This window comes from Klebsiella sp. B345, assembly GCF_051131735.1.
GTDB lineage: Bacteria > Pseudomonadota > Gammaproteobacteria > Enterobacterales > Enterobacteriaceae > Klebsiella.
This window is the reverse complement of sequence record NZ_CP180443.1, coordinates 2,791,250-2,816,175: the sequence shown is the minus strand read 5'-3', so window position 1 is coordinate 2,816,175 and position 24,926 is coordinate 2,791,250. Positions and strand designations below refer to the sequence as shown.

The window sequence follows — 24,926 nt, the reverse complement described above, 5'->3', positions numbered from 1 at the left end:
AATTACACTTTCTCTGAGTAGCCGTGGCTTAGCGCCCACAGCTCGGTGTATTTATTAAACGTATACTGCGCGTTGACCACAGCGAGTAGCCAGCCCTGTTTACCATCCAGCACGCCCCCGCGCAGCAGCAGCGTTTTGACGAATGCGCCCAGCGTATGACCAAAGATGCTTGCCAGAGAGGTCTTCTTCCCCTTCTGGTGGCGCTCCTGCGCCCAGGCGGTGGCATAGGCCAGCTGCTTTTGCTGGAAGCCAGAAAAGTCACGGCAGGTCAGATGCAGTAAATCACCTGACAGTTCGATAACCTGCGCCCCTTTGGCATCAAGGGATTCGTGCACCAGATTATTGTTATAGCGGAAACGGCGGCGTTCGTACAAACGCATCACGCGGTCGGGGTACCAACCGCTATGGCGCATAAAGCGACCAAGGAAATAGTTACGGCGGGCAATGCTGTAGACAGCAGTGCTGTCAGGCGCTTCCAGGACCTGGCGAATGGATTGCTCCAGCTCCGGCGTGACGCGTTCATCGGTATCAAGCATCAACACATATTCACCGGTCGCATAGTCCTGAGCGCGTTGGCGTTGAATGCCGTAGCCCTGCCAGTCGGTGTCGATATAAACCGTGGCGCCGAGGCTGCGGGCCAGTTCGACGGTGTTATCGCTGCTGCCGGAGTCCAGTAGCACAATCTCATCGGCCCAGCTGACTGAGGCAAGGCAATCCGCCAGCAGATCCGCCGCGTTTTTCGCGATCAGCACGACGGACAGTCGGGGGGCCATCAGTGGCTCCGCTGCGGAAGATAGGGTTGCAGCAAATGCAGCAAACGCGAAAGCGCTCCCTGGTTTTGATGCAGCACTTCCACCGCATGGCGGCCGTACCACAGACGGTAGTCTTCGTCGGTCAGCAGGTTGGAAACCTGGGTGACCAGTGAGCTCACGTCGGTCACCGTAATCAGGCCGTCGTCTTGCTGCAGCTTGGCGCAGATGTCTTTAAAGTTGAAGGTGTGCGGGCCCATCAGGACCGGGATAGCGTGCGCCGCCGGTTCCAGAGGGTTATGGCCGCCCCGTTCAACCAGGCTGCCGCCAACAAAGGCGAGGTCGGCAATGCCGTACAGTAGCATCAGTTCGCCCATGGTATCGCCGATCACCACCTGGGTATCGTTCGATGGGATTTCGCCGGTGCTGCGCAACGTGAAACGCATACCTGCTTTCTGCACCATGTCTCGCGCATCGCCGAAACGTTCAGGGTGGCGAGGAACCAGAATCAGCAGTAAATCAGGGAAGGTCTCCAGCAGCTTTTTGTGCGCCTGCAGGATGATTTGCTCTTCGCCATCGTGGGTGCTGGTGGCGATCCACACTTTGCGGTGCGGCGCCCACTGGCGACGCAGAGTAATGGCTCGTGCCGCCAGCTCTGGCGTCACGGAGATATCGAATTTGAGGCTACCGGTTACCGCCAACTGGTTGCGCTTCAGGCCCAGAGCCAGAAAACGATTGGCGTCTTCTTCGTTCTGCGCGGCAATCAGGGTGATGCGGCTGAGCAGGCGACGCATAAACTTGCCGAGTTTGGCATAGCCTTTTGCTGAACGCTCCGACAGGCGGGCGTTGGCGATGACCAGCGGGATTTTACGTTTATGCAGCGCGGCGACCATATTGGGCCACAGCTCGGTTTCCATCACGATAACCAGCTTCGGCTGGACGGTATTGAGGAAGCGGTTCATCGCGCAGGGCAAGTCATACGGCAGGTAGACGTGGTGGACATCTTTACCGAAGGCCGACATGGCGCGTTCGGAGCCGGTCGGCGTCATGGTAGTGACGGTAATCGGCAGGGAAGGGTAGCGGTGGCGCAGCGCACGCACTAACGGGATGGCTGCAAGCGTCTCACCGACGGAAACGGAATGCAGCAGAATCCCATCCGGAGCTACCTTGTTCTGACAATAGCCATAACGTTCAGCCCAGCGCTTTCGATAGGCCGGCGCCTTACGGCTGCGCAGCAGCAATCGCAGCCATACCAGCGGCTGAATAAGGTAGAGTAGGGTGGTATAAAGCAATTCCAAGCGATTTATCCGTTTTATGTTTTAGCGGGCAAATTCTAAGCATTTAGCCCGCGTAAAGCTATCTCTTTGGCGGAAACAACGGGATTGTGAGTCAGGCCGCGTCGCGATAACGTTTAATCCGCAGGTAGCGCCGGCCAAGGCGCCAGCGTAAACGGAAGGTCCGTGCATTTTTCCAGATCAGGCGCCAGATGCCGCGGTCAAAGAACTCTTTAATGATGATATGCTTTTTTGACTCATCTTTCATGCTATCGAAGGTATGAATAATTCCCAGCCCCTCTTTGGCGATTTGCCAGCGGCAGGCAGAAATGTGGCGCACCTTGTCCGGATAGCGCTCGTTGATGGCATCCAGCATCTCCAGAATCTTCATGTAGTGGCGTGCCGAGCGCATCAGCGTATCGTCGTTGTCCGGCTTATGCGATACCGATTCCGAGTGAATATAGTAATCGTAGAATTGTTCGCTGGTGTACTGCACGCGCTCTGCTGCCAGCAGCGCTTCCGTGGTCCAGGGAATGTCCTGATGACGCAGTCCTGGCTCAAAGTGGAAGTGGTGCTGCATGATAAATTCCCGGCGATAGATATTCAGCCAGGTGACGTGCAGGAACTTGCGCGAGTCCAGTGCTTGTTTGAGCCAGATGTGGCCGGGCAAAACCCCGGTCGAGGGCAGGCGGTCCGGTGGTAAAATCGGATGAATATCCTGACGGGTCTCGTAAACATAACGGCCGTTGCAGGTGGCGATATCCAGGTTGCCTTTTTCTGCCATCTCCAGCAACGTGCGGTACATGCCGGGATACAGTTTATCGTCGATATCCGGAAAGGCCAGGTACTTACCGGTCGCCACTGCCAGACCGGTGTTGCGGGCGACCGAGACGCCCTGGTTTTCCTGTTCCAGCACCCTCACGTTTTGCAGGCGCGCTTTCCACGCCTCGATGACCGCCAGGCTCCCGTCCGTCGAGCCGTCGTTTACCAGGATCAGTTCATAGCTTTCCAACTGCTGTTGCTCAAGGCACTCGAAGAATTGCGCAAGGAATTTTTCACCGTTATAGACGGCGGCCACGATACTCAGTAAAGGCGTTTGACTCATAAATCATTCGATCCTGGTTAAATAGCGGCGTCAGTCGCGACGCAATTGACGGTACTGCTGACAAATCGTATCGACGCTGAATTTTTCCAGCGTCGACGGTTCGATGGCCGGCGGGCTATGGTAAATGCTTTGCATCGTCCGGGCCAGTGCCGGGCTGTTCAGATCGGCCAGACCGCGGGCTAATTCGCCAGTGAGGATTTCCGTGACCCCGCCAGGACAGCGGGTGCTGGCAACGGGCGTATCCAGCAGCAGCGCTTCAACCACCACGTTGCCAAAACCTTCACTGTCGGAGCTGAGCACCAGCATCCGCGCCTGTTTGATCCACGGCAGCGGGTTTTGCTGAAAGCCTTTAAACAGAACCCTGTCGGCCACCTGGTGCTGTTGCGCCAGCTGGCGCAGGCGTTGTTCCTGCTCGGGTTTTCCCTGGCCCAGCAGCACCAGCGGCGCATTAATGCCGCTTTGTGCGTAGGCTTCGATCAGGCGATCGTGACGCTTGCCGGGATGAAAACGGCCGACGTGAATAATATAGTCGCCATCTGGCCGGTCGCTAGGGGCATCGGCGGCGGCACGCAGCGCGGCGATGTCGAACGGGTTATAAATCGTTTTTAACTGCGCCGGGCGCACTGCGAACTGCTCGACCAGATCCTGGCCTACCGCACTGGAGACGCTCACGATGTTGCGTCCCTGGTAGACGCGCTTAATCTTCTGCTGCTTCATCCAACGGTCAAAACCGCTGCGGTGACCGAGGTATGAGGTGGAGAAGACACCATGCAGGCAGAACCAGAGGTTACGGTGGGCGAGCTGACGGCTGCGGGCGACGATGCGGTCGGTTTTATGCAGGCTGGAGAGTACCAGATCGAACTCGCCCTGCTGCTCGGCCTGCGCGATGGCTGCATCCAGCTGGCGGGCGCGGCGCGACAGTTCGGTGAGCTTGCGCCACGGAGCGCGGCAACCGTCGCTAATGACCTGGTAATCCAACCCTTCCGGCAGCGGATATTCGCAGACGTCGCGCAGGGAAAATAGTGACACCCGTTCACCCTGGCTCAGAAAATGCTCTGCCAGCGTCAGCACCACTTTTTCGGCGCCGCCGCCGGGCAGGCCGTCAATGATAAACAGTATGCGCATCGCTATTTCACCAGATCCTGATAGAGGGAGAGCAGCTGCGCTGACAAGCGTTCGCTGGTGCAGTCCATAATGCGTTCCCGGGCGCGCTCGCCTTCGCTGGAGCCCAGCGCACGAGCGGGAAGCGCGACCACCGCCTGCTGTAGCGCCGGAATATCCAGCGCGTCGCAGACATATCCGTTGTGACCCTGAACGATAAACTCCTGACCACCGCAGCCGGTGGTGGTGATCACCGGCAGACCGCAGGCCATGGCTTCCAGAATGACGTTAGGGAACGGGTCATACAACGTTGGCAGCAGCAGGCCGTCGGCCATCTGGTAAAACGGCAGGGTTTCCGACTGCATCCCGAAGAAGCGTACCCGGTTTTCACAGTGCAGCGTTTTCGCCAGCGACTGGTAGCGGTTCTGATCTTTGTCTTTGCCCACCACCAGCAGATAGCGGTCGGTGGGCGCAATGGCGCGAATCGCCGCCTCCAGCCCTTTACGCTCAAAACCAGACCCGACGTATACCAGGCAGGTCGCCTGTAGCGGGAGATCCCACTGCGTGCGCAGGGCCGCAAAGGCCTCGGCGGTGGGCGGCAGGAACCGCTGATGGTCAATGGCGTTGTAGATAACGTGGATCTTCTCTGCCGGGATTGCAAAATCCTCGATGATCTCTTGCTTGATCATCGAGGCATTACAGATAACTCCCCGCAGATGCGGGTCCTGATACATTTCCCGTTCGGCCTGCATGACATAGCGATGATAGCGGTCAGCAAACAGCAGACGGCTTTTCCAGCCGGGCAGAATACGCGAACGCTGGTGCAGCCAGCGCTGGTGGACGCCGTCACCGGCGCGATAGAGGTCGCAGCCAGGGATACGTTCATGGCTCTGCACCAGATCGAACCGTTCGCGCTGCCACAGCTGGCGCGCGGCATCGGCGAAACCGCGCTCGCGGCTGATACGGCCCCATTTGCGCGGATTGCAGATGTGGATCTGCCAGTCAGGTTTGACCGGCCCTTGCCATTCACGGGTGATGACGTTCAGTTCAATATTGCTGCTATCAAGGGCTTCCAGCGCACGGGAGACGAAACGCTCCGCGCCGCCGTCCGGGCGATATTTCTGTCGCACCAGGGCCAGCCTGAATGTACTCATGCCAGTACCTTTTTCGCCGCCGCGATCACCGCGTCGGTGGGGATTAAATCGAGATACCGTTCGGTGGTACCGGTATCGATATCGTCAGGATCAGGCAGGGGACCGAAATCGCCGGCCCAAATGACTTCGCCTTGTGCCTGCCACGGACGCCAGAACGTTAGCTTCGACGGGCCGAACAGCGCCACCAGCGGCGTGCCGAGGGCGGCTGCCATATGCATGGGCACGGAATCCACGCCGATAAACAGGCGGGCATGGTCGATAACCGCCGCCAGCTGACGCAGGGACAGCTGACCGGCAAGCGAGTGCAGGCGCGCCTGCGGGCTGCCGGCGATAATGGTTTCTACCATCTGCTTCTCTTTGGCATCCGGCCCGGAGGTCAGGACGATGGCGTAGCCGGCGTCAGACAGCGCGTTAATCACGGCGCTCATGCGATCTTCCTGCCAGCATTTAAAGAACCAGCGGGAGGTCGGTTGGATCACGATATAGTGATTTTCAAACCCCTCTGGCAGCAGTGAACGGCTGGTGACCCAGTCCTGTTCGCTGTAGCCCATTCGCGCCGGGGCATCATCGAGAGTGAAGCCGAGCGGAGCCAGAATCGACAGGTTCTGCTGCACCGTGTGCAGGCGCTGGTGTGCCTGGGTTGAGGCCAGCGCGGTGTGGCAGAAACGCCAGGCCGGATGGCGGCGCTTCGGGAAGTCAAAGCCGATACGCGTTGCTGCACCGGTCAGTCTGGTGATGATGGCGCTGGGCCACTGGTCCGCAAGATTGAGCACCATATCGTAGTGCTGCTGGCGCAAGGTGCGGATCAGTCTGAATTCCATCTTGAGCTGATGCCCTTTCCCCTGTTTTTTCCAGCGCCGGTCAATGGCAAAAATCTGCTGGATATCAGGATTGGCCGCGAGCATGTCCCGGGTTTCTTCATAAAGCAGCACATCGACGCTGGCCGCGGGATAGTGCTGTTTGAGGGCGTGAATGAGCGGCGTGATCAATAGCATATCGCCATGATGGCGCAGCTTGATGACCAGGATTCGCGCCGGGGTCACGGTACCGGGAGAGCGGGTTTCAGGCGTCATTCTCTGTTCTTCATTCAGTATCAGGTTTCCGATTCTAGGGGATCAGACAGATTGAGAGAAGCGTTGTATTGCTCTACCATGACCCGATACGTATGGTCTGAGGACGTTTTCGTGCACAAACCCGCATTTCTCATCACGATTGATACAGAGGGCGATAACCTCTGGCAAAAACACGACAGCATTACCACCGAGAATGCGCGCTATTTACCGCGTTTTCAGCAGCTTTGCGAAAAGTATGGTTTTAAACCCGTCTATCTGACCAACTATGAAATGGCGATCGACCCCTTCTATATCGACTTCGCCAAAGATGTGATTGCCCGGGGGACGGCGGAGATTGGTATGCACCTGCATGCCTGGAATAGCCCGCCGACGGACCCGTTGACCGATGATGACTGGCGTCATAAGCCCTACCTGATTGAATATTCCGATGCGGCGATGCGCGAAAAAGTCGCCTTTATGACCCATCTGCTGGAAGAGACCTTCCAGACCAAAATGGTCAGCCATCGCGCCGGACGCTGGGCGTTCGACGAGCGCTACGCTCGCCTGTTGGTGGAGCATGGCTATCTGGTTGATTGTTCGGTGACCCCGCGGGTCAACTGGAAGACGGCGAAGGGCGCACCGCAGGGCGATGGCGGCACCGATTATCGTCGCTTCCCGCAGCATGCCTATTTCCTCGATGAGAACGATATCAGCCGCGAGGGACATTCTGCATTGCTGGAAGTGCCGATGAGCATTCAGTATAAGCACTCCGGCTGGATGAACAGCGTGAAGCAGGGCTACGACCGTCTGCGCGGTAAAGTCCGCTCGCCGTCGGTGCACTGGCTGCGTCCGATGGGTGGCAACGTCGAGACAATGAAAAAAGTCGTGACCCAGACGTTGGCGCAGGGGAATGACTACGTCGAATATATGCTCCACTCTTCTGAGTACATGCCTGGCGGCAGCCCAACGTTTAAAAACGAACAGGATATCGAGCGCTTATATGCTGACCTGGAAGCGTTTTTCAGCTGGCTGGCGCCGCAGGTGAAGGGAATGACCCTGGCGGAATACTATCAATTCCGGAGAAATCTTACATAAAATAACCGTGTATCATAGAGATACACAGGTTTTCTGGTGTAATATTAGCGCCGATTCCACATCGGCCTGCTGGTCTTTATTATTCGATGCACTGTGTTTTCATTTATGAGGCATGTATGAAAATTGTAACGGTATTGCGTTCTGGTGGTGATTATAATCATGATCATGTTCAGTGGTTGTATAAGCAATTACCGGATGACATCGAAAAAGTGTGCTTTACCGATCTGACTATTCCTGGCGTGCAGACAATTAAGCTGACGGAAAATCTGCCTGGCTGGTGGTCAAAGATTGAAATATTTGATCCGCAAAAAATTGACGACGATATTTTTTATATAGATCTGGATATTGTTGTTGTGGGCGATATTTCCGATATTTTACAAAATACCCGACTGACCATGCTCAGCGATTTCTTCTTCCCGCAGAAAACAAAAAACTCGGCCATTATGCGCATCCCGCATGAAGAAAAATATAAGGTCTGGGAGGCATTCAAACGTTATCCTGAACTGTTTATGTCACGTTATCAGAGCGGTGGCGATCAGGAGTTTATTAGTAAGATTTATCCCCATGCTGCTATCTGGCAGGATATCCTCCCGGGACAAATTGTGAGCTATAAAAAGCATGTGGTCAGTAAGAAAAAAAATGAACATGCTACCGGAAATGGTTCCGTCCCATCCGGGACGCGCATCGTATGCTTCCATGGAAAACCACGTCCTTGGGATTGCGGTGAGGCATGGGTTCCTCCATTTGTGAGAAGTTAATCGTTCATGATCAAAGATAAGTTCCCTTTGTTAATATTTCTGGCAGCAATACTCGCTGCCGCTTCCGTTATGCCGGAAAAAATCATGGGGAGAAATCTTTTCTACCTTTCTGCGCTAATGACGGTCGGTTATGCCCTGTGCCACGCCAAAGCTCTTCGTTTCAAAAAAGAAGAGCTGATCCTGGCGCTGTTCTTGTTGTTGATGGGAAGTTCGCAACTGCTGTGGGCATATCGGTTTCCTGCAAATGCCGCGGAAATCTATATGGCGGATGTGAGTTACGGGCGCACGGGGAGCTATTTGATCATCGGTGCGGTAATGGTGCCGTTAATTTCTGCGATATTAAGACTTATACCCGCGTGGCAGGGAAAGTTTATTAATGCGCTGCTGTTGTTTGGCTTTACGTATTTAACGTTGTATGCCTTACATTTTCATTTTTTTGTCTCTGACGATCGTTTAAGGATTGGTAACTCTGCAACCCTGAGCGCTTATCTGTATGCACTTTACACGATAGTGACGCTGTATGCTTTAGCGTGTGTCAACATGCGCTATCGGCAATATATTATATTTGGTGTCATTGTTTTCTCTTTCTGGGTTATCTTTTTAACGCAAACGCGTTCAGTGCTGCTCTTTTACCCCGCCATTTTGATATACACCTTGCTGAACAGTAACTTCATGTCGAAGTCCAAAATGATTGCCCTGTGCCTGGTATCCGTCCTGGTTTCCGTGGTGATTATTGATATTGCGTTTCCCTCTATCAAAACGCGAGCGGTGGATGCGGTGGCGGAACTTTCAGAATATCAAAGCGATAACAACACCTCATTAGGTGCCAGATTGAGTATGTGGCATACGGGGCTCTACGAAATATATCGCCATCCGGGCGGGGTGAGTTCACAGCAACGCTATGACATTCTGTTGCAGCTTATGCAGGAGAAAGAGCAGGGTAATCCGGAAGGGATCCGCAATATGGTCTATCACCTGCATAATGACCTGATAGAGACGATGTCGCTGCAGGGGGTTATCAGTGGCGTGATTCTACTGGGGCTGTATGCCGCAATGTTATTCTATGTGCATAAGAAACGGGTGCTGTCATGTGCAACGATGTTTGTATGCGCGCCGGTTATTTTGTTTGGTTTAGTCGATACGCTTTTTATTCATGACCGGTTTATTGTTATGTTTATCGTCTGCCTGGTTATCTGTGCCGGATTACAGCGCGTAAAACAGCCACAAGCGTGATGCAGGAAAAGCAGTGGCCTAGCGGGTCACTGCTTTTATTGACTGGCTAAACGGTGCTTTATTGAATATATGCTCAGGAACAGCGCTCTCTGTTGAGGTATTGATAATATCGATACCCGCGCTGCGCATATAGGTACTGGCGAGTTCAAATGCCGGGAAAATCAGTGATTCGACTTTGCTTGCCAGGTAAGAAGGGAGCTTATTGCTGCTGCTTTCATAAAATCTTGGCTGCTCAAAGTTGGTCATGTCCAGGCCCGCAATAAGTACTTTATCAAACCCCAGCCAGGCAATGATCTGTAACGCCCAGTAGGCGACGGTGCCTGCATCAAATATCCCCTGACGAATATCAATGGCAAACCCAATCTCATCAGAATGTTGATGCAGGACGACGGTATCAGTCTCGCAGAACGTCTTTTTAATATTGGCACAAGGAATACGGGCCAGATAAATGCGGTAACACGCATCTTCGATCGCCGCGAGACGACACTGAATATGGTCGAAACCCAGGCGGTCTATTATTTTGGCAATACCGTGTATGGTCGTAAAAAACAGAATATTGGGATTGGCGACGATGGCGGCGATGATCTCGGGTTTTCGGTCGAAAAACTCCATATCAACGATCAAATAGAAAGAGAAATTGACCTGCCCCGTCAGAAAATAAGCACCGTTGACGCCCATCACCGGTACCGAAGCGGGCATAACGGAAAAATCGATCTCTTTCACTGAAGGGCCGGTTGCGGTGAGCAACAGCGGCCCGGAAACGGTATTTTTGAGATCGCTCAGGCGACACAGCGGCACCGGGTGGCCCTTATAAACCAGTGCGCTAATTTCTCCGCCTGCCCCGCGGGTGATTTTCGTCCACGGCCAGAGATTTTCGTTGTGGCGGTAGGCCCGCGGGCGGGTGTAGCGATAAAATTGCTTAAACAGTGAACCCATTACAGCAGTCCTTGTGATTTCAGCAACTGCGCCACCTGCTCTGCGGCAATATCCCCGGTGCTGTTGCCGCTGTCCGGACGGACGACAAACTGGTTTTGACCGTAGCCGCCAATCAGCCCCGGATCGGTGGGGCCATACAGCGTAAAGTTCGGCTTATCGAGTGCCGCGGTCAGATGGCTCAGGCCGGTATCGACGGACACCACGCCTCTGGCGCTCGCCAGAACCTGAGCGACCTGCTCCAGGCTCATCCGCGGCAGCACCTCGACAAAGTCGTGGCCTGCGGCCAGTCGTTTAGCCCGCGCTTCTTCGTGCGGTGCGCCCCACGGTAGCTTAATCTGCAGACCGCTGTTGGCCAGCAGAGCGATCAGCGCCTGCCAGTGGCTTTCGGGCCAGTGTTTATCGTCGCGGGTCGTAGCATGCAGGAAAACCAGGTACGGTGCAGCCGTAGCGGCTGACGAATCCGTAAAGTGACGGGCGATGGCATAATCACCCTGCTGCGCCGGTCGGGTATAACCGAGGCTTTTAGCAAACAGTTCCCGGGTGCGCTCGACGGCGTGTTGCTGCCTGGCAATCGCGTGGCGGCGATTGTAGAACAGGCTCGCCAGCGGCTCGCGGGCGCTGTGCCAGTCCATACCGTGTTTGACCCCCTGCGCCAGGCGGGTCACTAACGCGGCGCTTTTGACCAGACCCTGGGCATCGATAATGGCATCGTAGCGTTGCGCGCGTATGGCCTGACGAAAAGCCGCACGCTCCGCTTTAATCGGGGCGGAGAACCAGGCTTTACGCCAGCGGCGAATGGCGACCGGGATCACGCGGTCGACGGTATTATGCCAGGAAGGGATCTGCGCGAACCCTTCCTCCACCGCCCAGTCAAAACGAATGCCGGGAATGGCCTGCGCGGCGTCGGTCAGCGCGGGCAGCGTATGCAGGACGTCGCCCATGGACGAGGTTTTCACGATCAATACCCGCATCCGTTACGCTTCCTCTTTTTCCGGTTTTTCCTGCAACAGCGCGGTCAGCTCTTCCAGCACGCGCTGCGGCGTAATATCGATCAGGCTCTGGTGATAGCCTTGATCGGCATCGCCTTTGCGAACCTTGTGATAGCCGCTAATCAGGCGGATAACCCGCGCCTGGTGCGACAGCGGCGGGGTGAAATCGGGGCTGCTCGGGCCATACAGCGCCACCAGCGGGCGATTGAGTGCCGCTGCAACGTGCATCAGGCCAGAGTCATTGCTGACCACCGCTTTACAGGCGGCAATCAGTACTACCGCTTGCTCAAGCTGGGTTTCGCCAGCCAGGTTACGGCACCACGCCTGCTGCTGGGTGTTCAGCGCGGCAAGAATGTCGTTGCCGGCTTCATGATCTTTGGCCGAACCGAACAGGATAACCTGGTACCCGGTATCGATGAGCTGCTTTGCCAGTTCGGCATAGTGGTAATGCGGCCAGCGTTTCGCCGGGCCAAATTCCGCGCCGGGGCAGAAGCCGACCATGGGCCGATCGGCCGAAATAGAAAACGCGCTACAGACCTGTGATTTTTCACCGTCGAAAACCTGCAGCTGTGGCCAGAGCAGAGGCTGCGGCAAATCTTTGGCACTGCGCATGACGCCGTTATCGTAAGCCAGCGCCACATAGCGCTCGACCATTAGTGGCCAGGCGTCTTTATCCAGCACCCGCGCATCGTTCAACAAACCGTAGCGCATCTCACCCCGCCAGCCGGTACGGTGCGGAATATTGGCGAAGAAGGGGACCAGCGCCGATTTAAACGAGTTTGGCAGCACGTAGGCACGGTCGTAACGACGTTCGCGCAGGCTGTGCCCGAGCTTTCGACGTTCACCGATGGCCAGCGCACCGTGGCCGAGCGGCATCGGGATGGCTTCGTTGACTTCCGGCATACGCGACAACAACGGACGGCACCACGCGGGCGCCATCACGTCGATAATGGCCTGGGGATAGCGCGCCTTGAGCGTGCGATAGAGACTTTGCGACATCATCATGTCGCCCACCCAGGACGGGCCAACCACCAATATTTTCATTCACTTCATCCTTCAAACGGTCTCTGCGTTGGCTACCTGCGTTCACTCCGGTCACTTACTTTTGTAAGCTCCCGGAGATTCACTTAGCTGCCGCCTTGTTACCGCTCGAATGATTTTGTGAATTTGTATCGCTGTCGCGGTTCAGCCAGTGCATGTATTCAGTGACGCCTTCGGCAACGGTTTTAAACGGTTTATCGTAGCCTGCTGCGCGCAGGTTGGTCAGATCCGCCTGAGTAAACGCCTGATAGCGGCCCTTCAGTTTATCCGGGAACGGGATGTATTCGATGCTGCCTTTCTGGTGATATGCCAGCGTCGCGTCTGCCACTGCCTGGAAGGATTCCGCACGGCCGGTACCCAGGTTGAAAATCCCGGAGACGCCGTTTTCCCAGAACCACAGGTTTACCGCGGCCACGTCACCCACGTAAACGAAATCGCGTTTGAAGCCATCGCTGCCTTCGAACAATTTCGGGCTTTCACCATTGTTTAATTGGGTGTTGAGGTGGAATGCCACGCTCGCCATGCTGCCTTTGTGGCCTTCACGCGGCCCGTAGACGTTGAAGTAACGGAAGCCGACAATCTGCGAGTCTGCTTCCGGCGTGATCTGGCGGACGTATTCGTCAAACAGGAATTTCGAGTAGCCGTAGACGTTGAGCGGCTGCTCGTATTCGCGGGATTCGATAAAGTCGCTGGTGCGGCCGCCGTAGGTTGCCGCCGAAGAGGCGTACAGGAACGGGATTTGGCGCTCCAGGCAGTAATGAAGAAGCTCTTTAGAGTACTGATAGTTGTTATCCATCATGTACTTGCCGTCCCACTCTGTGGTGGAAGAGCAGGCGCCTTCATGGAAAACCGCTTCGATGTCGCCAAACTCTTCGCCGGCCATCACCTGGATCAGGAAGTCTTCTTTATCCATGTAATCCGCGATATTCAGGTCAACCAGGTTCACAAACTTGGTGCCGTCTTTCAGATTGTCTACAACCAGAATGTCGGTAATGCCTTTGTCGTTCAGGGCCTTAACGATGTTGCTGCCGATAAACCCTGCGCCGCCGGTAACGATGATCATAACTGTAACCTTTGAAGTGTGGCGTCCAGAGACAATCCGGACGCGAATATTCATATCATATCACCACATGGAGAAGGCTTCAGCCATTCGCCGAAAAGGGGGTGTTGAGCGTGATTAATGCTGCAAATAATTCATTAAGGCATGCATCATCTCGTATCAGCGTATAGCTTTGGGTAATATGTGCCAAATTTTGCCGAATCTGGAGAGTTGCAATGCGTGGTGATTTTTACAAACAGTTAACCAATGACCTGGAGACCGCTCGTTCAGAGGGGTTGTTTAAAGAAGAACGCATTATCACATCGGCGCAGCAGGCGGATATCACCGTCGGCGGCAGCAACGTTATTAACTTCTGCGCCAATAACTACCTGGGTCTGGCGAACCACCCGGCACTGATCGCCGCGGCAAAAGACGGCATGGACAGCCACGGTTTCGGTATGGCTTCCGTGCGCTTCATCTGTGGGACCCAGGACAGCCACAAAGCGCTTGAGAAGAAGCTGGCTGAGTTCCTCGGCATGGAAGATGCGATTCTCTACTCCTCCTGCTTCGATGCCAACGGCGGCCTGTTTGAAACCCTGCTGGGGCCGGAAGATGCCATTATTTCTGACGCCCTCAACCATGCTTCGATCATCGACGGTGTGCGCCTGTGCAAAGCGAAACGCTATCGCTATGCCAATAACGATATGCAGGAGCTGGAAGCGCGTCTGAAAGAGGCCCGTGAAGCCGGCGTGCGTCACGTGCTGATTGCTACCGACGGCGTATTCTCAATGGATGGTGTAATTGCCAATCTGAAAGGCGTCTGCGACCTGGCGGACCAGTACGATGCGTTGGTGATGGTCGATGACTCTCACGCCGTCGGCTTTGTCGGCGACAACGGTCGTGGCTCCCATGAATACTGCGACGTGATGGGCCGGGTGGACATCATCACCGGTACGCTCGGCAAAGCGCTGGGCGGCGCGTCTGGCGGCTACACTGCCGCACGCAAAGAGGTGGTTGAGTGGCTGCGCCAGCGCTCGCGCCCGTACCTGTTCTCCAACTCGCTGGCACCGGCGATTGTCGCCGCCTCCATCAAAGTGCTGGAGATGGTCGAGACCGGCAGCGAGCTGCGCGACCGCCTGTGGTCCAACGCACGCCTGTTCCGCGAAAAAATGACCGCCGCGGGCTTTACCCTCGCCGGCGCCGACCACGCCATTATCCCGGTGATGCTGGGCGAAGCCGTGGTGGCGCAGAACTTTGCGCGCGAACTGCAAAAAGAAGGTATTTACGTCACCGGGTTCTTCTATCCGGTGGTACCAAAAGGCCAGGCGCGTATTCGCACCCAGATGTCGGCGGCGCATACCCCTGAACAAATTGAACGTGCGGTGGAAGCCTTTACCCGCATCGGCAAACAACTGGGCGTTATTGCCTGAGGGTGTGAGATGAAAGCGTTATCCAAACTGAAAGCGGAAGAAGGCATCTGGATGACCGACGTACCGGAACCGGAAGTCGGCCATAACGATCTGCTGATCAAAATCCGCAAGACCGCGATTTGCGGTACTGACGTACACATCTATAACTGGGATGAATGGTCGCAAAAAACCATCCCGGTACCGATGGTGGTAGGGCATGAGTACGTCGGTGAAGTCGTGGGTATCGGTCAGGAAGTGCGTGGCTTTAAGATTGGCGACCGCGTTTCCGGTGAAGGGCATATTACCTGCGGCCACTGTCGTAACTGCCGTGCCGGGCGTACTCACCTGTGCCGCAATACCATCGGCGTGGGCGTCAACCGTCCGGGCTGCTTCGCGCAATACCTGGTGATCCCTGCCTTCAATGCTTTCAAAATTCCGGACAACATTTCTGACGATCTGGCGTCCATTTTTGACCCGTTTGGTAACGCCGTGCATACCGCGCTCTCCTTCGACCTGGTGGGTGAAGACGTGCTGGTGTCCGGTGCGGGCCCGATCGGCATTATGGCGGCGGCGGTGGCTAAGCACGTCGGTGCTCGCAACGTCGTCATCACCGACGTCAACGAATACCGCCTCGGCCTGGCGCGTAAAATGGGCGTCACCCGCGCGGTCAACGTTGCGCAGGAGAGCCTGACCGACGTGATGGCGGAACTGGGCATGACCGAAGGCTTCGACGTCGGGCTGGAAATGTCCGGCGCGCCGCCGGCCTTCCGCACCATGCTGGATACCATGAATCACGGTGGTCGCGTGGCGATGCTCGGTATTCCGCCGTCGGATATGTCGATCGACTGGACCAAGGTCATCTTTAAAGGGCTGTTAATCAAAGGGATTTACGGCCGTGAAATGTTTGAAACCTGGTATAAGATGGCGGCACTGATCCAGTCTGGTCTGGATCTCTCGCCGATCATCACCCACCGTTTCGGCATTGATGAGTTCCAGCAGGGCTTTGACGCGATGCGCTCCGGCCAGTCCGGCAAAGTGATTCTGAGCTGGGATTAAGCCGTAACGACTGCCGCCCGGCGATGGCCGGGCGTAACGTCGCTATCTACTGAGCGCCTGCGGGCGCTTTTTTTTTATTTAGATTTGGATAACATTTCAACGCGTCTTCATCGCAAACGCACTATTTCTAAATCGATTTTTGGCCTATTCGTTTATACAGTCGTTTAATCACCGTTTAACTTTATAAAACCATGTTTAAACTCTCTGTTTGCTTGCTGACCTGTAATTCTGCCCGCCTGCTACGGCAGGTTTTGCCCCCGCTGCTCGCCGTGGCGGATGAGTGTATTGTCGTTGACTCCGGAAGCAGCGATGCGACGCTGGATATCTGCCAGCAGTTTGGCTTAACGGTTCATCATCATCCCTATAGCGCCCACGGCGATCAGATGAACTACGCCACGGCACTGGCCAGCCATGACTGGGTGCTGTGCATGGATAGCGATGAAATTCTTGATAGAGACGTCGTCGAAGCGATCCTGAAACTGAAAGCCGGCGAAGCGCCCGATCCGGCCTGCGCATGGCGTCTGCCGCGTTACTGGTATGTACTGGGTGAGGCTGTCAGAACTATCTATCCCGTCTCCTCGCCGGATTATCCGGTCCGTTTGTTCAACCGCACGACCGCCGCCTTTAATGATCGACCGGTCGACGATCAGGTCGTGGGTCACAAGCATTCACTCAAGCTGCCGGGCCACGTGCGCCACGATACGTTCTATTCGCTGCATGAAGTGTTTAATAAGCTTAATGGCTACACCACCCGGCTGGTTAAAAACCAGAAGATCAGGCCGTCGTTATGCCGCGGGATCGTCAGCGCAATTGGCGCGTTTTTTAAGTGGTATCTGTTCAGCGGCGCGTGGCGTCAGGGAAAGGTTGGGGTGGTCACCGGGCTGTATGCGACCCTGTACAGTTTTCTGAAGTATTTTAAAGCCTGGTATGCCGATGATGAAAAACGGGAACCTGCCGTGGAGAAACAGACAGATTCCCGCTCAACTTAGAGCCTATCCCATTAGGCTATTTTATTTGCCATTTTGGCCCTGGGCAGTGCTCACCATCCTCACGTACTGCGTGTACGCTCCGGTGGTTCCGCGCTGTCAGTGGCCAAGCTGGCCGCATCAATCTACGCCTACCGGGACAGGCTCTTAGTTATTGGGATTATCCCAGCCCTGCCATTTCAACTGGTAGTACTGCACCAGGGTGCTCTGGCTGATGCTTTCGCTCAGGATAGTGAAGAAACGACTGGCGGAAACCGGCTCAGGCGGATGTTTCGGCTTGCAGACTTTCACGCCGCGGAACGGATTGCGCGGCTGAGTGTTCTGCGCTGGCGGCTGGCCTTTGTCTGGCGTTGAGGTATCGACCTGAGGCTCGTTCAGCAGGCTGCTGGGGCGAACGAGGGTGATATCCGGCGGCAGGTTATAGACCATCTGCTGCAGCACGCGCACCGTGGTGGGGTGCGGGTGACCGATGGCGATGGCGGAACCATTGCGGCGTGCCAGGGCGATCGCCCGATTGAACTGGACGCGAATATCGGCTTCATTCTGCGTGTCATCGAGAAACACCTTGCGTTTGATAACCTTGACACCGGTACCCTGCGCCGCGCGCATGGCCTGGGTATTGCCGATGGTGACGCTATCGAGGAAGTAGAGGTTGTAGCGCTCCAGCGCCTGCATCACCTTTTGCATACCGAACAGGCTGGAGGTCATCGCGCTGCCCATATGGTTGTTCAGGCCAACGGCGTAGGGCACCTTGCCATAGGCATCGCGGATGATGCGTTCGATCTCACTGCTGCTCATATCAGGGCGCAGGGTATCTTTTTCCAGCGGCTGTTTGCTGATTGGCGCCATCGGCAGGTGGATCAGTACTTCGTGACCGAGATTGTGCGCCCGGGTCGCCATTTCATGCGCATGGGGCGCGTTCGGTAAAACGGCAATGGAGATGGTCGCTGGCAGCGCCAGCACCTGACTTTCCGTCTGGGGACGGTAGCCAAAGTCGTCGATAACAATGGAGAGTTTGCCGGCAAATGCGGGCGATGCCATAGCCAGCGTACCGGCTACCGCGAATGCAATTCTGCGAAATTGAAGCAAAACTTATCTTCCCAACCACGGCTGTGGATTGACCGCCTGACCCTGGCGACGAATTTCGAAATAGAGCGACGGACGGCCCTGACCGCCGCTGCTGCCTACGAGAGCAATCGGCTGGCCCGCCCGGACCTGTGTGCCGACGCTGACCAGCGCGCTTTGGTTATAGCCGTAAAGGCTCATGTCACCTTTACCGTGTTCGACCACGACTACCAGGCCGTAGCCCTGCAGCCAGTCGGCGAGAATGACCCGGCCATCGGCAATGGCCTTGACCTCGGTACCTTCAGACGCAGCGATAACCATCCCTTTCCAACGTAGTTCACCTTGCAGCTGTTCGCCATAACGATGAAGCAACGTTCCGCGAACCGGCCAGTAGGCCTGACCGCGCGGAGAGCCCAGACCACCGGTACGGGACATCAGCGAACGCTCGCTTTCCGTTGGTTTGTAGGTGGTGCCTTTACGGGATGCATCCTGCTGACGATCGCGCACGGCTTGCGCATCGCGGGCTTCTCGATCGGCACGGGCCTTCGCCGCGGCTTCCGCCTGGGCGATGCGACCACGCAGGCGCGATTCGTTGGCCCGCATTTCGCCAAGCTGCTGCTGGCCTTTCTGAATGGAGGATTCAAGGCCTGAAAGGGTTTTCTTACGTTCGTTGCGTGCTTGTTCCAGCTTCGCCTGCTGTGCCCGCTGTTCGTAAACCAGCGTCTGCTGCTGGCTCTGTTTCTCTTCCAACTCGGCCTTTTGGGCGGCGACCTCTTCGCGGGTCTGCTTCAGCTGGAGGATGGTTTCCTGGCGAGCCTGGTTCAGGTAACCGTAATAAACCTGCATGCGCTGGTTACGCTGCCCTTCTTCGCCGCTGAGGATCATCTGCACCCCGGTATGCGGCCCCTGACGGAACGCGGCATCGAGCTGAGCGGAGAGGTTGCGCTCCTGGGAGGCACGCTGGCGCTCGAGCTTCGCGATAGACGCGTTCATCTCGTTAATCTGCTTATTCAGCTGATTAAGAGTGTCCTGGGTTTCACGGAGTTTACGGGCCGCGGCGGAAATGGCTTCTTCCTGGGCCTTGAGCTGGGCGAGCAGGGAAGCGCGCTGCTGTTGCTGTTGCTTGATCGCCTGCTGTTTCGCGGCGATGTCAGCCTGAATTGATTTTAGCTGGTCACGATCGTCCGCCTGAGCGGGTGCGGCGCACAGCAATACGCCAGCGCTGAGTGCGCTGGCGTAAAGGACGGATCGAACAGCCGTTGCGATCCATGTGTTTGAATAAGTCGCCTTTCCCCTCATGGGGAAGGATTATTCCACGATGAACAGCGGCTTGCCAGTCATCTCTTGCGGGATTTCCATTCCCATGAGCGACAACATGGTTGGCGCGATATCGGAAAGCTTGCCACCTTCAGCCACTTTGACGTTTTTATCGCCAACGTAGATCAGCGGAACCGGCAGGTTGGTGTGAGCGGTATGGGCCTGGCCGGTTGCCGGATCGCGCATCTGTTCTGCGTTACCATGATCGGCGGTAATCAGCAGCTGGCCGCCGACGGATTCTACCGCTTTGGTGACCTGCTCGATGCAGTTATCCAGGGTTTCAACGGCTTTAATCGCCGCTTCCATCACCCCGGTATGACCGACCATATCGCCGTTCGGGTAGTTACAGATGATGGTGTCGTACTGACCGCCCTTGATGGCGCCGACCAGTTTTTCGGTCAGCTCGGCAGAGCTCATTTCTGGCTGCAGATCGTAGGTCGCCACTTTCGGGGAATTGATCAGAATACGTTCTTCGCCCTGGAACGGCTCTTCGACACCGCCGTTGAAGAAGAAGGTTACGTGCGCGTATTTCTCGGTTTCGGAGATACGCAGCTGAGTTTTGTCGTTCTTCGCCATCCACTCGCCGAAGGTGTTGGCCAGTGAGGCCGGCGGATAGGCGCAGGCGACTTTGATGTCGGCGGCGTATTCGGTCAGCATCACGAAGTCGAGTTTGACGGTTTTCTTACGGGCGAAGCCGTCGAAATCGGCGTTCACGAAGGCGCGGGTGATTTCACGCGCACGGTCGGCACGGAAGTTCATGAAGATCAGCGCATCGCCATCTTCCATGGCGGCATCGGCCTGGCCTTCAGCACGGATCACCGTCGCTTTAACGAATTCGTCATTTTCATCACGGGCGTAAGCGGCCTGCAGACCGGCGACTGCGCTGTCTGCCTGGAACTCGCCTTTCGCCAGGGTCATCAGGTCATACGCCTGTTCAACGCGATCCCAACGGTTGTCACGGTCCATCGCGTAGTAGCGGCCAATGATAGAGGCGACACGACCTTTGCCCAGGGCAGCAAATTTCTCTTCAAATTTGGCCAGGGATTTTTCAGCGCTGCGCGGTGGGGTATCGCGGCCGTCAAGGAAAGCGTGCAGGTAGATTTTTTCTGCACCGCGTTCTGCGGCCAGTTCCACCATCGCCATGATGTGGTCTTCGTGGCTGTGAACGCCGCCAGCAGACATCAGGCCCATGATGTGCACCGCTTTACCCGCAGCAACGGCTTTATCGACCGCGGCGGTCAGCACCGGGTTGGCGAAGAAGGTACGTTCTTTAATTTCGACATCGAGACGGGTCAGATCCTGATACACGATACGACCGGCGCCGAGGTTAACGTGGCCCACTTCAGAGTTACCCATCTGGCGGTCCGGCAGGCCGACTTCCAGGCCTGAAGCGTCAATCAGCGTATGGGGACGTTTGGCCCACAATGCGTCCATGACGGGGGTTTTCGCGCTATAAATCGCGTTATCCTGCTGGTCTTCACGATAGCCATAGCCATCAAGAATGACCAGTACCATTGGCTTTTTAGAATTCGACATTGCGACAACCTCATGCTCAAAGACAGAAAATTTGCGTAATTTTACTACAGCTGAATCGATCAAAGCACCGTAAAAGATCAAAGAAAGAGAGCGGCAATCGTCAACGAAAGTCACGTGGCGATTATTTTTTCGTGACGGACCGCAGAAAATGCATTACATCGCGCTCACTGGCTGTATTTGCCGCAATGCACAGGTATACTCCTTCCCTGGTTTTTTATCACTTAGTCGGGAGTTGTAACCCCCCATGCAAGAAATTATGCAATTCGTCGGCCGTCATCCCGTCCTGAGCATCGCGTGGATCGCGCTGCTGGTGGCGGTGCTGTTCACTACCTTTAAAGGGCTGATGTCGAAAGTTAAAGTCATTACCCGTGGTGAAGCGACGCGCCTAATCAACAAAGAAGATGCCGTTGTCGTCGACCTGCGTCAGCGTGACGATTTCCGTAAAGGCCATATTGCTGGCTCCATCAACCTGCTGCCGAGCGATATCAAGGCAAATAACGTAGGTGAGTTGGAAAAGCACAAAGCACAACCCATTATAGTGGTAGACGGTTCCGGTATGCAGGCGCAAGAGCCAGCCAGTTCGCTGAATAAAGCCGGATTCGAGAAAGTCTTTGTACTGAAAGAAGGCATCGCTGGCTGGAGCGGCGAGAACCTTCCGCTGGTACGCGGCAAATAATTTACCCCGCGTCTTTATGGCGTGACCAGGTCCCCCATTGCGCACAACCGCTGGGGGGCGCCTTGTCTGCGGCGTAAAATCCTCAGGGTAAAAACAGGAGTGAAGTCATGGCCAATATTGATATCTATACCAAAGCGACCTGCCCGTTCTGCGTGCGTGCTAAAGCGCTGCTGAACAGCAAAGGCGTAACCTTCAATGAACTGCCGATCGATGGCAATGCCGCAAAGCGTGAAGAGATGATTCAGCGCAGCGGTCGGACGACGGTTCCGCAGATTTTTATTGATGAACAGCACATTGGCGGCTGTGACGACTTGTATGCGCTTGATTCACGTGGTGGACTTGATCCCCTGCTGCGCTAATTTTGCGTCTACTCAATTCGGGTAGGCGTATTTAAGGACAACACTAAAGGGTTTTACTATGTCAGAACAAAACAGCACCGAAATGACGTTCCAGATCCAACGTATTTATACCAAGGATATCTCCTTTGAAGCGCCGAACGCGCCGCAAGTTTTCCAGAAAGACTGGCAGCCAGAGGTTAAACTTGATCTGGATACCGCTTCCAGCCAGCTGGCTGAAGGCGTTTATGAAGTGGTGCTGCGCGTGACCGTAACCGCCGCGCTGGGCGAAGAAACTGCATTCCTGTGCGAAGTACAGCAGGGCGGTATTTTCTCCATCGAAGGCATTGACGGCAACCAGATGGCACATTGCCTCGGTGCATACTGCCCGAACATTCTGTTCCCGTATGCGCGTGAGTGCATCACCAGCCTGGTTTCTCGCGGTACCTTCCCGCAACTGAACCTTGCGCCAGTGAACTTTGATGCGCTGTTTATGAACTATCTGCAGCAGCAGGCTGGCGAAGGTGCCGAACAACATCAGGATGCCTGATGAACGCACTTAATGCTGCAATGACTGTGATCGGTGCCGGCTCTTACGGCACCGCTCTTGCCATCACCCTGGCAAGAAATGGCCACGATGTCGTACTCTGGGGCCATGACCCGAAACATATCGCGACGCTGCAGCATGACCGCTGCAACGCGGCGTTCCTCCCTGACGTTCCATTCCCCGACACGCTGCATCTTGAAAGCGACCTTGCTGCTGCACTGGCCGCCAGCCGCGACATTCTGGTCGTGGTGCCGAGCCATGTATTTGGCCAGGTCCTGCGTCAGATTAAACCGCTGATGCGCTCTGATGCGCGTCTGGTCTGGGCGACCAAGGGGCTTGAGGCGGAAACCGGCCGTTTACTGCAGGATGTCGCGCGCGAAGCGCTGGGCGACACTATCCCGCTGGCGGTCATTTCGGGCCCGACCTTCGCCAAAGAACTGGCGGCGGGGCTGCCGACGGCTATCTCGCTGGCCGCAACGGATCCGCAGTTTGCTGACGATCTGCAACGCCTGCTGCACTGTGGCAAAAGCTTCCGGGTGTATATCAACCCGGACTTTATCGGCGTACAGCTTGGCGGCGCGGTGAAAAACGTCATCGCTATCGGAGCCGGGATGTCTGACGGCATCGACTTTGGCGCCAATGCACGTACCGCGCTGATTACCCGTGGCCTGGTGGAAATGTCTCGCCTCGGCGCCGCGCTGGGCGCAGACCCGGAAACCTTTATGGGCATGGCAGGACTCGGCGATTTGGTGCTGACCTGCACCGATAACCAGTCGCGTAACCGCCGCTTTGGCATGATGCTCGGTCAGGGCATGGATGTGCAGGGCGCGCAGGATACGATTGGCCAGGTGGTTGAAGGTTATCGCAATACCAAGGAAGTTCGCGTTCTGGCACAGCGTTTAGGTGTCGAAATGCCAATAACCGAGCAAATTTATCAGGTATTGTATTGCGGAAAAAACGCGCGCGAGGCAGCATTGAGCTTATTAGGTCGTGCACGCAAGGACGAGCGTAGCAACTAACTGCGATGGAACCTGGATCACCTGAATGACCCGGCCAGCAAAGAACTGGCCGGTCATTATTATATCGTCTGGAGTCAGCAATGCCGTGTGAAGAACTGGATATCGTCTGGAATAATATTAAAGCCGAAGCTCGGGCTTTAGCTGACTGTGAGCCTATGCTCGCCAGTTTTTACCACGCCACGCTACTCAAGCACGAAAATCTGGGCAGCGCCCTGAGCTATATGCTGGCCAACAAGCTGGCATCACCGATTATGCCCGCCATCGCCATTCGCGAAGTGGTGGAAGAGGCCTATGCCGCTGACCCGGAAATGATTGCCTCTGCCGCCTGTGATATTCAGGCCGTGCGCACCCGAGACCCGGCAGTCGATAAATATTCAACCCCATTGCTGTACCTGAAAGGCTTCCACGCGCTGCAGGCCTACCGTATTGGTCACTGGCTGTGGGCGCAGGGGCGTCGTGCGCTGGCGATTTTCCTGCAAAACCAGGTGTCGGTCTCGTTCCAGGTCGATATCCACCCGGCGGCTAAAATTGGCCGCGGGATTATGCTCGATCATGCCACCGGCATTGTTGTCGGTGAAACGGCGGTAATCGAGGACGACGTCTCTATTCTGCAGTCCGTAACCCTGGGTGGTACCGGTAAAACCAGCGGTGACCGCCATCCGAAAATTCGTGAAGGGGTCATGATTGGCGCCGGGGCGAAGATCCTCGGCAATATCGAAGTCGGGCGCGGCGCGAAAATTGGCGCCGGCTCTGTGGTGCTTCAGCCCGTGCCGCCGCACACCACCGCGGCGGGCGTGCCGGCGCGTATCGTCGGGAAGCCGGAGAGCGACAAACCGGCGATGGATATGGACCAGCACTTCAACGGGATACACCATACTTTCGAATACGGTGACGGGATTTAGCCTGGGCTTAGCCCGGTAGCCCGGACAGGCCTCCGGGACTCAACTACGCAATACTGCGCCAGCGTATCCCAGCTGGCGCCACGCCTCATATACCACCACCGACACGGCGTTTGACAGATTCATGCTGCGGCTGTCCGGCATCATTGGGATACGGATTTTCTGCTCTGCGGGCAGAGCATCAAGAATACTGGACGGCAGGCCGCGCGTTTCCGGGCCAAACATTAAAAAATCACCTTCTTGATAGCTGACCGCGCTGTGGGCCGGCGTACCTTTGGTGGTCAGGGCGAACAGACGCTGCGGCTTCGCACTCTCGACAAAGGCGTGATAATCGTGATGGCGCTGAACGGCGGTGAACTCATGGTAATCCAGCCCGGCACGGCGTAGGCGCTTATCGTCCCAGGTGAATCCCATCGGCTCGATGATATGCAGGCGAAAGCCGGTGTTGGCACACAGGCGGATAATATTGCCGGTATTCGGCGGGATTTCTGGTTCGAATAATACAATGTTAAGCATGCTGCCCTGTCTCATTAGGCTCTTGATCGCGGGGGGCAG

Annotated in this window: 25 protein-coding genes; 11 read left to right on the top strand and 14 right to left on the bottom strand. The window is 55.9% G+C overall.

What is annotated here, in order from left to right; genetic code table 11:
• Positions 1–2 precede the first annotated feature (2 nt).
• The 6 genes from ACMYSO_RS13255 to rfaQ all read right to left on the bottom strand — a co-directional run bounded on the left by ACMYSO_RS13255 (position 3) and on the right by rfaQ (position 6,456).
• Positions 3–773 (bottom strand): glycosyltransferase family 2 protein, encoded by a 771-nt coding sequence (locus ACMYSO_RS13255; protein ID WP_434665181.1) that lies wholly within the window; start codon positions 771–773, stop codon positions 3–5.
• On the bottom strand, positions 773–2,047 hold the full coding sequence (gene waaA, locus ACMYSO_RS13250; protein ID WP_434582530.1) for a lipid IV(A) 3-deoxy-D-manno-octulosonic acid transferase: 1,275 nt from the start codon (positions 2,045–2,047) through the stop codon (positions 773–775). Before waaA ends, ACMYSO_RS13255 begins: the two co-directional genes overlap by 1 nt.
• Positions 2,048–2,138: 91 nt before the next feature.
• Positions 2,139–3,128, bottom strand: coding sequence for a glycosyltransferase (locus ACMYSO_RS13245; RefSeq protein WP_434665178.1), 990 nt, complete (start codon positions 3,126–3,128; stop codon positions 2,139–2,141).
• Positions 3,129–3,158: 30 nt separating this feature from the next.
• Entirely contained in the window at positions 3,159–4,253 is a 1,095-nt protein-coding gene (locus ACMYSO_RS13240; RefSeq protein WP_434665176.1) for a glycosyltransferase, read from the bottom strand.
• 2 nt (positions 4,254–4,255) lie between these two features.
• Positions 4,256–5,383 carry a glycosyltransferase family 4 protein gene (locus ACMYSO_RS13235; protein ID WP_434665174.1) on the bottom strand — a complete coding sequence of 376 codons (1,128 nt, stop codon included), beginning with the start codon at positions 5,381–5,383 and terminating at the stop codon, positions 4,256–4,258.
• The gene (rfaQ, locus tag ACMYSO_RS13230; protein WP_434665172.1) at positions 5,380–6,456 is read right to left on the bottom strand and encodes a putative lipopolysaccharide heptosyltransferase III; all 1,077 of its coding nucleotides are present in this window, start codon (positions 6,454–6,456) and stop codon (positions 5,380–5,382) included. Before rfaQ ends, ACMYSO_RS13235 begins: the two co-directional genes overlap by 4 nt.
• Before the next feature lie 111 nt (positions 6,457–6,567).
• Between rfaQ and ACMYSO_RS13225 the strand changes: the two genes are divergently transcribed.
• From ACMYSO_RS13225 to ACMYSO_RS13215, 3 genes are all read left to right on the top strand, one after another.
• On the top strand, positions 6,568–7,530 hold the full coding sequence (locus ACMYSO_RS13225; protein WP_434665171.1) for a polysaccharide deacetylase family protein: 963 nt from the start codon (positions 6,568–6,570) through the stop codon (positions 7,528–7,530).
• A 116-nt stretch (positions 7,531–7,646) separates the two neighbouring features.
• Positions 7,647–8,288 (top strand): hypothetical protein, encoded by a 642-nt coding sequence (locus tag ACMYSO_RS13220; RefSeq protein ID WP_434665170.1) that lies wholly within the window; start codon positions 7,647–7,649, stop codon positions 8,286–8,288.
• A 6-nt stretch (positions 8,289–8,294) separates the two neighbouring features.
• On the top strand, positions 8,295–9,521 hold the full coding sequence (locus ACMYSO_RS13215; RefSeq protein WP_434665167.1) for an O-antigen ligase family protein: 1,227 nt from the start codon (positions 8,295–8,297) through the stop codon (positions 9,519–9,521).
• Positions 9,522–9,539: 18 nt separating this feature from the next.
• Here the strand turns inward: ACMYSO_RS13215 and ACMYSO_RS13210 are convergent, their stop codons facing one another.
• The 4 genes from ACMYSO_RS13210 to rfaD form a co-directional block, all read right to left on the bottom strand.
• A complete protein-coding gene (locus ACMYSO_RS13210) occupies positions 9,540–10,457 on the bottom strand; it encodes a sugar glycosyltransferase (protein WP_434665166.1) in 918 nt (305 codons plus the stop codon).
• A complete protein-coding gene (rfaC, locus tag ACMYSO_RS13205; protein WP_434665164.1) occupies positions 10,457–11,428 on the bottom strand; it encodes a lipopolysaccharide heptosyltransferase RfaC in 972 nt (323 codons plus the stop codon). Before rfaC ends, ACMYSO_RS13210 begins: the two co-directional genes overlap by 1 nt.
• Positions 11,429–11,431: 3 nt before the next feature.
• Positions 11,432–12,490 carry an ADP-heptose--LPS heptosyltransferase RfaF gene (gene rfaF, locus ACMYSO_RS13200; RefSeq protein ID WP_434665162.1) on the bottom strand — a complete coding sequence of 353 codons (1,059 nt, stop codon included), beginning with the start codon at positions 12,488–12,490 and terminating at the stop codon, positions 11,432–11,434.
• A gap of 79 nt (positions 12,491–12,569) precedes the next feature.
• Complete coding sequence (gene rfaD / locus ACMYSO_RS13195) at positions 12,570–13,550, bottom strand: ADP-glyceromanno-heptose 6-epimerase (RefSeq protein ID WP_434665160.1); 981 nt, start codon at positions 13,548–13,550, stop codon at positions 12,570–12,572.
• Between the two features lie 212 nt (positions 13,551–13,762).
• On the opposite strand from rfaD, the gene kbl reads away from it, so the two are divergent.
• The 3 genes from kbl to ACMYSO_RS13180 all read left to right on the top strand — a co-directional run bounded on the left by kbl (position 13,763) and on the right by ACMYSO_RS13180 (position 16,980).
• The gene (gene kbl / locus ACMYSO_RS13190; protein WP_434582543.1) at positions 13,763–14,956 is read left to right on the top strand and encodes a glycine C-acetyltransferase; all 1,194 of its coding nucleotides are present in this window, start codon (positions 13,763–13,765) and stop codon (positions 14,954–14,956) included.
• 9 nt (positions 14,957–14,965) lie between these two features.
• Positions 14,966–15,991 (top strand): L-threonine 3-dehydrogenase, encoded by a 1,026-nt coding sequence (tdh, locus tag ACMYSO_RS13185; RefSeq protein ID WP_123757121.1) that lies wholly within the window; start codon positions 14,966–14,968, stop codon positions 15,989–15,991.
• A gap of 191 nt (positions 15,992–16,182) precedes the next feature.
• On the top strand, positions 16,183–16,980 hold the full coding sequence (locus ACMYSO_RS13180) for a glycosyltransferase family 2 protein (RefSeq protein WP_434665157.1): 798 nt from the start codon (positions 16,183–16,185) through the stop codon (positions 16,978–16,980).
• Between the two features lie 144 nt (positions 16,981–17,124).
• On the opposite strand, the gene ACMYSO_RS13175 is transcribed toward ACMYSO_RS13180, so the two are convergent.
• Genes ACMYSO_RS13175 through gpmM form a run of 3 tightly spaced genes read right to left on the bottom strand, consistent with a single transcriptional unit; the run spans position 17,125 to position 20,895 of the window.
• On the bottom strand, positions 17,125–18,066 hold the full coding sequence (locus ACMYSO_RS13175) for a divergent polysaccharide deacetylase family protein (RefSeq protein WP_434665154.1): 942 nt from the start codon (positions 18,064–18,066) through the stop codon (positions 17,125–17,127).
• Between the two features lie 3 nt (positions 18,067–18,069).
• Positions 18,070–19,341, bottom strand: a complete 1,272-nt coding sequence (gene envC / locus ACMYSO_RS13170) for a murein hydrolase activator EnvC (RefSeq protein WP_123757124.1) — start codon at positions 19,339–19,341, stop codon at positions 18,070–18,072.
• Positions 19,342–19,350: 9 nt separating this feature from the next.
• Positions 19,351–20,895, bottom strand: coding sequence for a 2,3-bisphosphoglycerate-independent phosphoglycerate mutase (gene gpmM, locus ACMYSO_RS13165; RefSeq protein ID WP_434665151.1), 1,545 nt, complete (start codon positions 20,893–20,895; stop codon positions 19,351–19,353).
• A 244-nt stretch (positions 20,896–21,139) separates the two neighbouring features.
• Between gpmM and ACMYSO_RS13160 the strand changes: the two genes are divergently transcribed.
• From ACMYSO_RS13160 to cysE, 5 genes are all read left to right on the top strand, one after another.
• On the top strand, positions 21,140–21,571 hold the full coding sequence (locus tag ACMYSO_RS13160; RefSeq protein ID WP_434665148.1) for a rhodanese-like domain-containing protein: 432 nt from the start codon (positions 21,140–21,142) through the stop codon (positions 21,569–21,571).
• Between the two features lie 107 nt (positions 21,572–21,678).
• Complete coding sequence (gene grxC / locus ACMYSO_RS13155) at positions 21,679–21,930, top strand: glutaredoxin 3 (protein WP_123757127.1); 252 nt, start codon at positions 21,679–21,681, stop codon at positions 21,928–21,930.
• 58 nt (positions 21,931–21,988) lie between these two features.
• Entirely contained in the window at positions 21,989–22,456 is a 468-nt protein-coding gene (secB, locus tag ACMYSO_RS13150; protein WP_041143201.1) for a protein-export chaperone SecB, read from the top strand.
• Positions 22,456–23,472: an NAD(P)H-dependent glycerol-3-phosphate dehydrogenase gene (gpsA, locus tag ACMYSO_RS13145; RefSeq protein WP_434665147.1), complete on the top strand. Its 1,017-nt coding sequence runs from the start codon at positions 22,456–22,458 to the stop codon at positions 23,470–23,472. The genes secB and gpsA overlap by 1 nt, the downstream gene beginning before the upstream one ends.
• 80 nt (positions 23,473–23,552) lie before the next feature.
• Positions 23,553–24,374, top strand: a complete 822-nt coding sequence (cysE, locus tag ACMYSO_RS13140) for a serine O-acetyltransferase (protein WP_094326422.1) — start codon at positions 23,553–23,555, stop codon at positions 24,372–24,374.
• Positions 24,375–24,413: 39 nt separating this feature from the next.
• Here cysE and trmL read toward each other — a convergent pair whose 3' ends face one another.
• Positions 24,414–24,887, bottom strand: coding sequence for a tRNA (uridine(34)/cytosine(34)/5-carboxymethylaminomethyluridine(34)-2'-O)-methyltransferase TrmL (gene trmL / locus ACMYSO_RS13135; protein ID WP_434665146.1), 474 nt, complete (start codon positions 24,885–24,887; stop codon positions 24,414–24,416).
• Positions 24,888–24,926 lie beyond the last annotated feature (39 nt).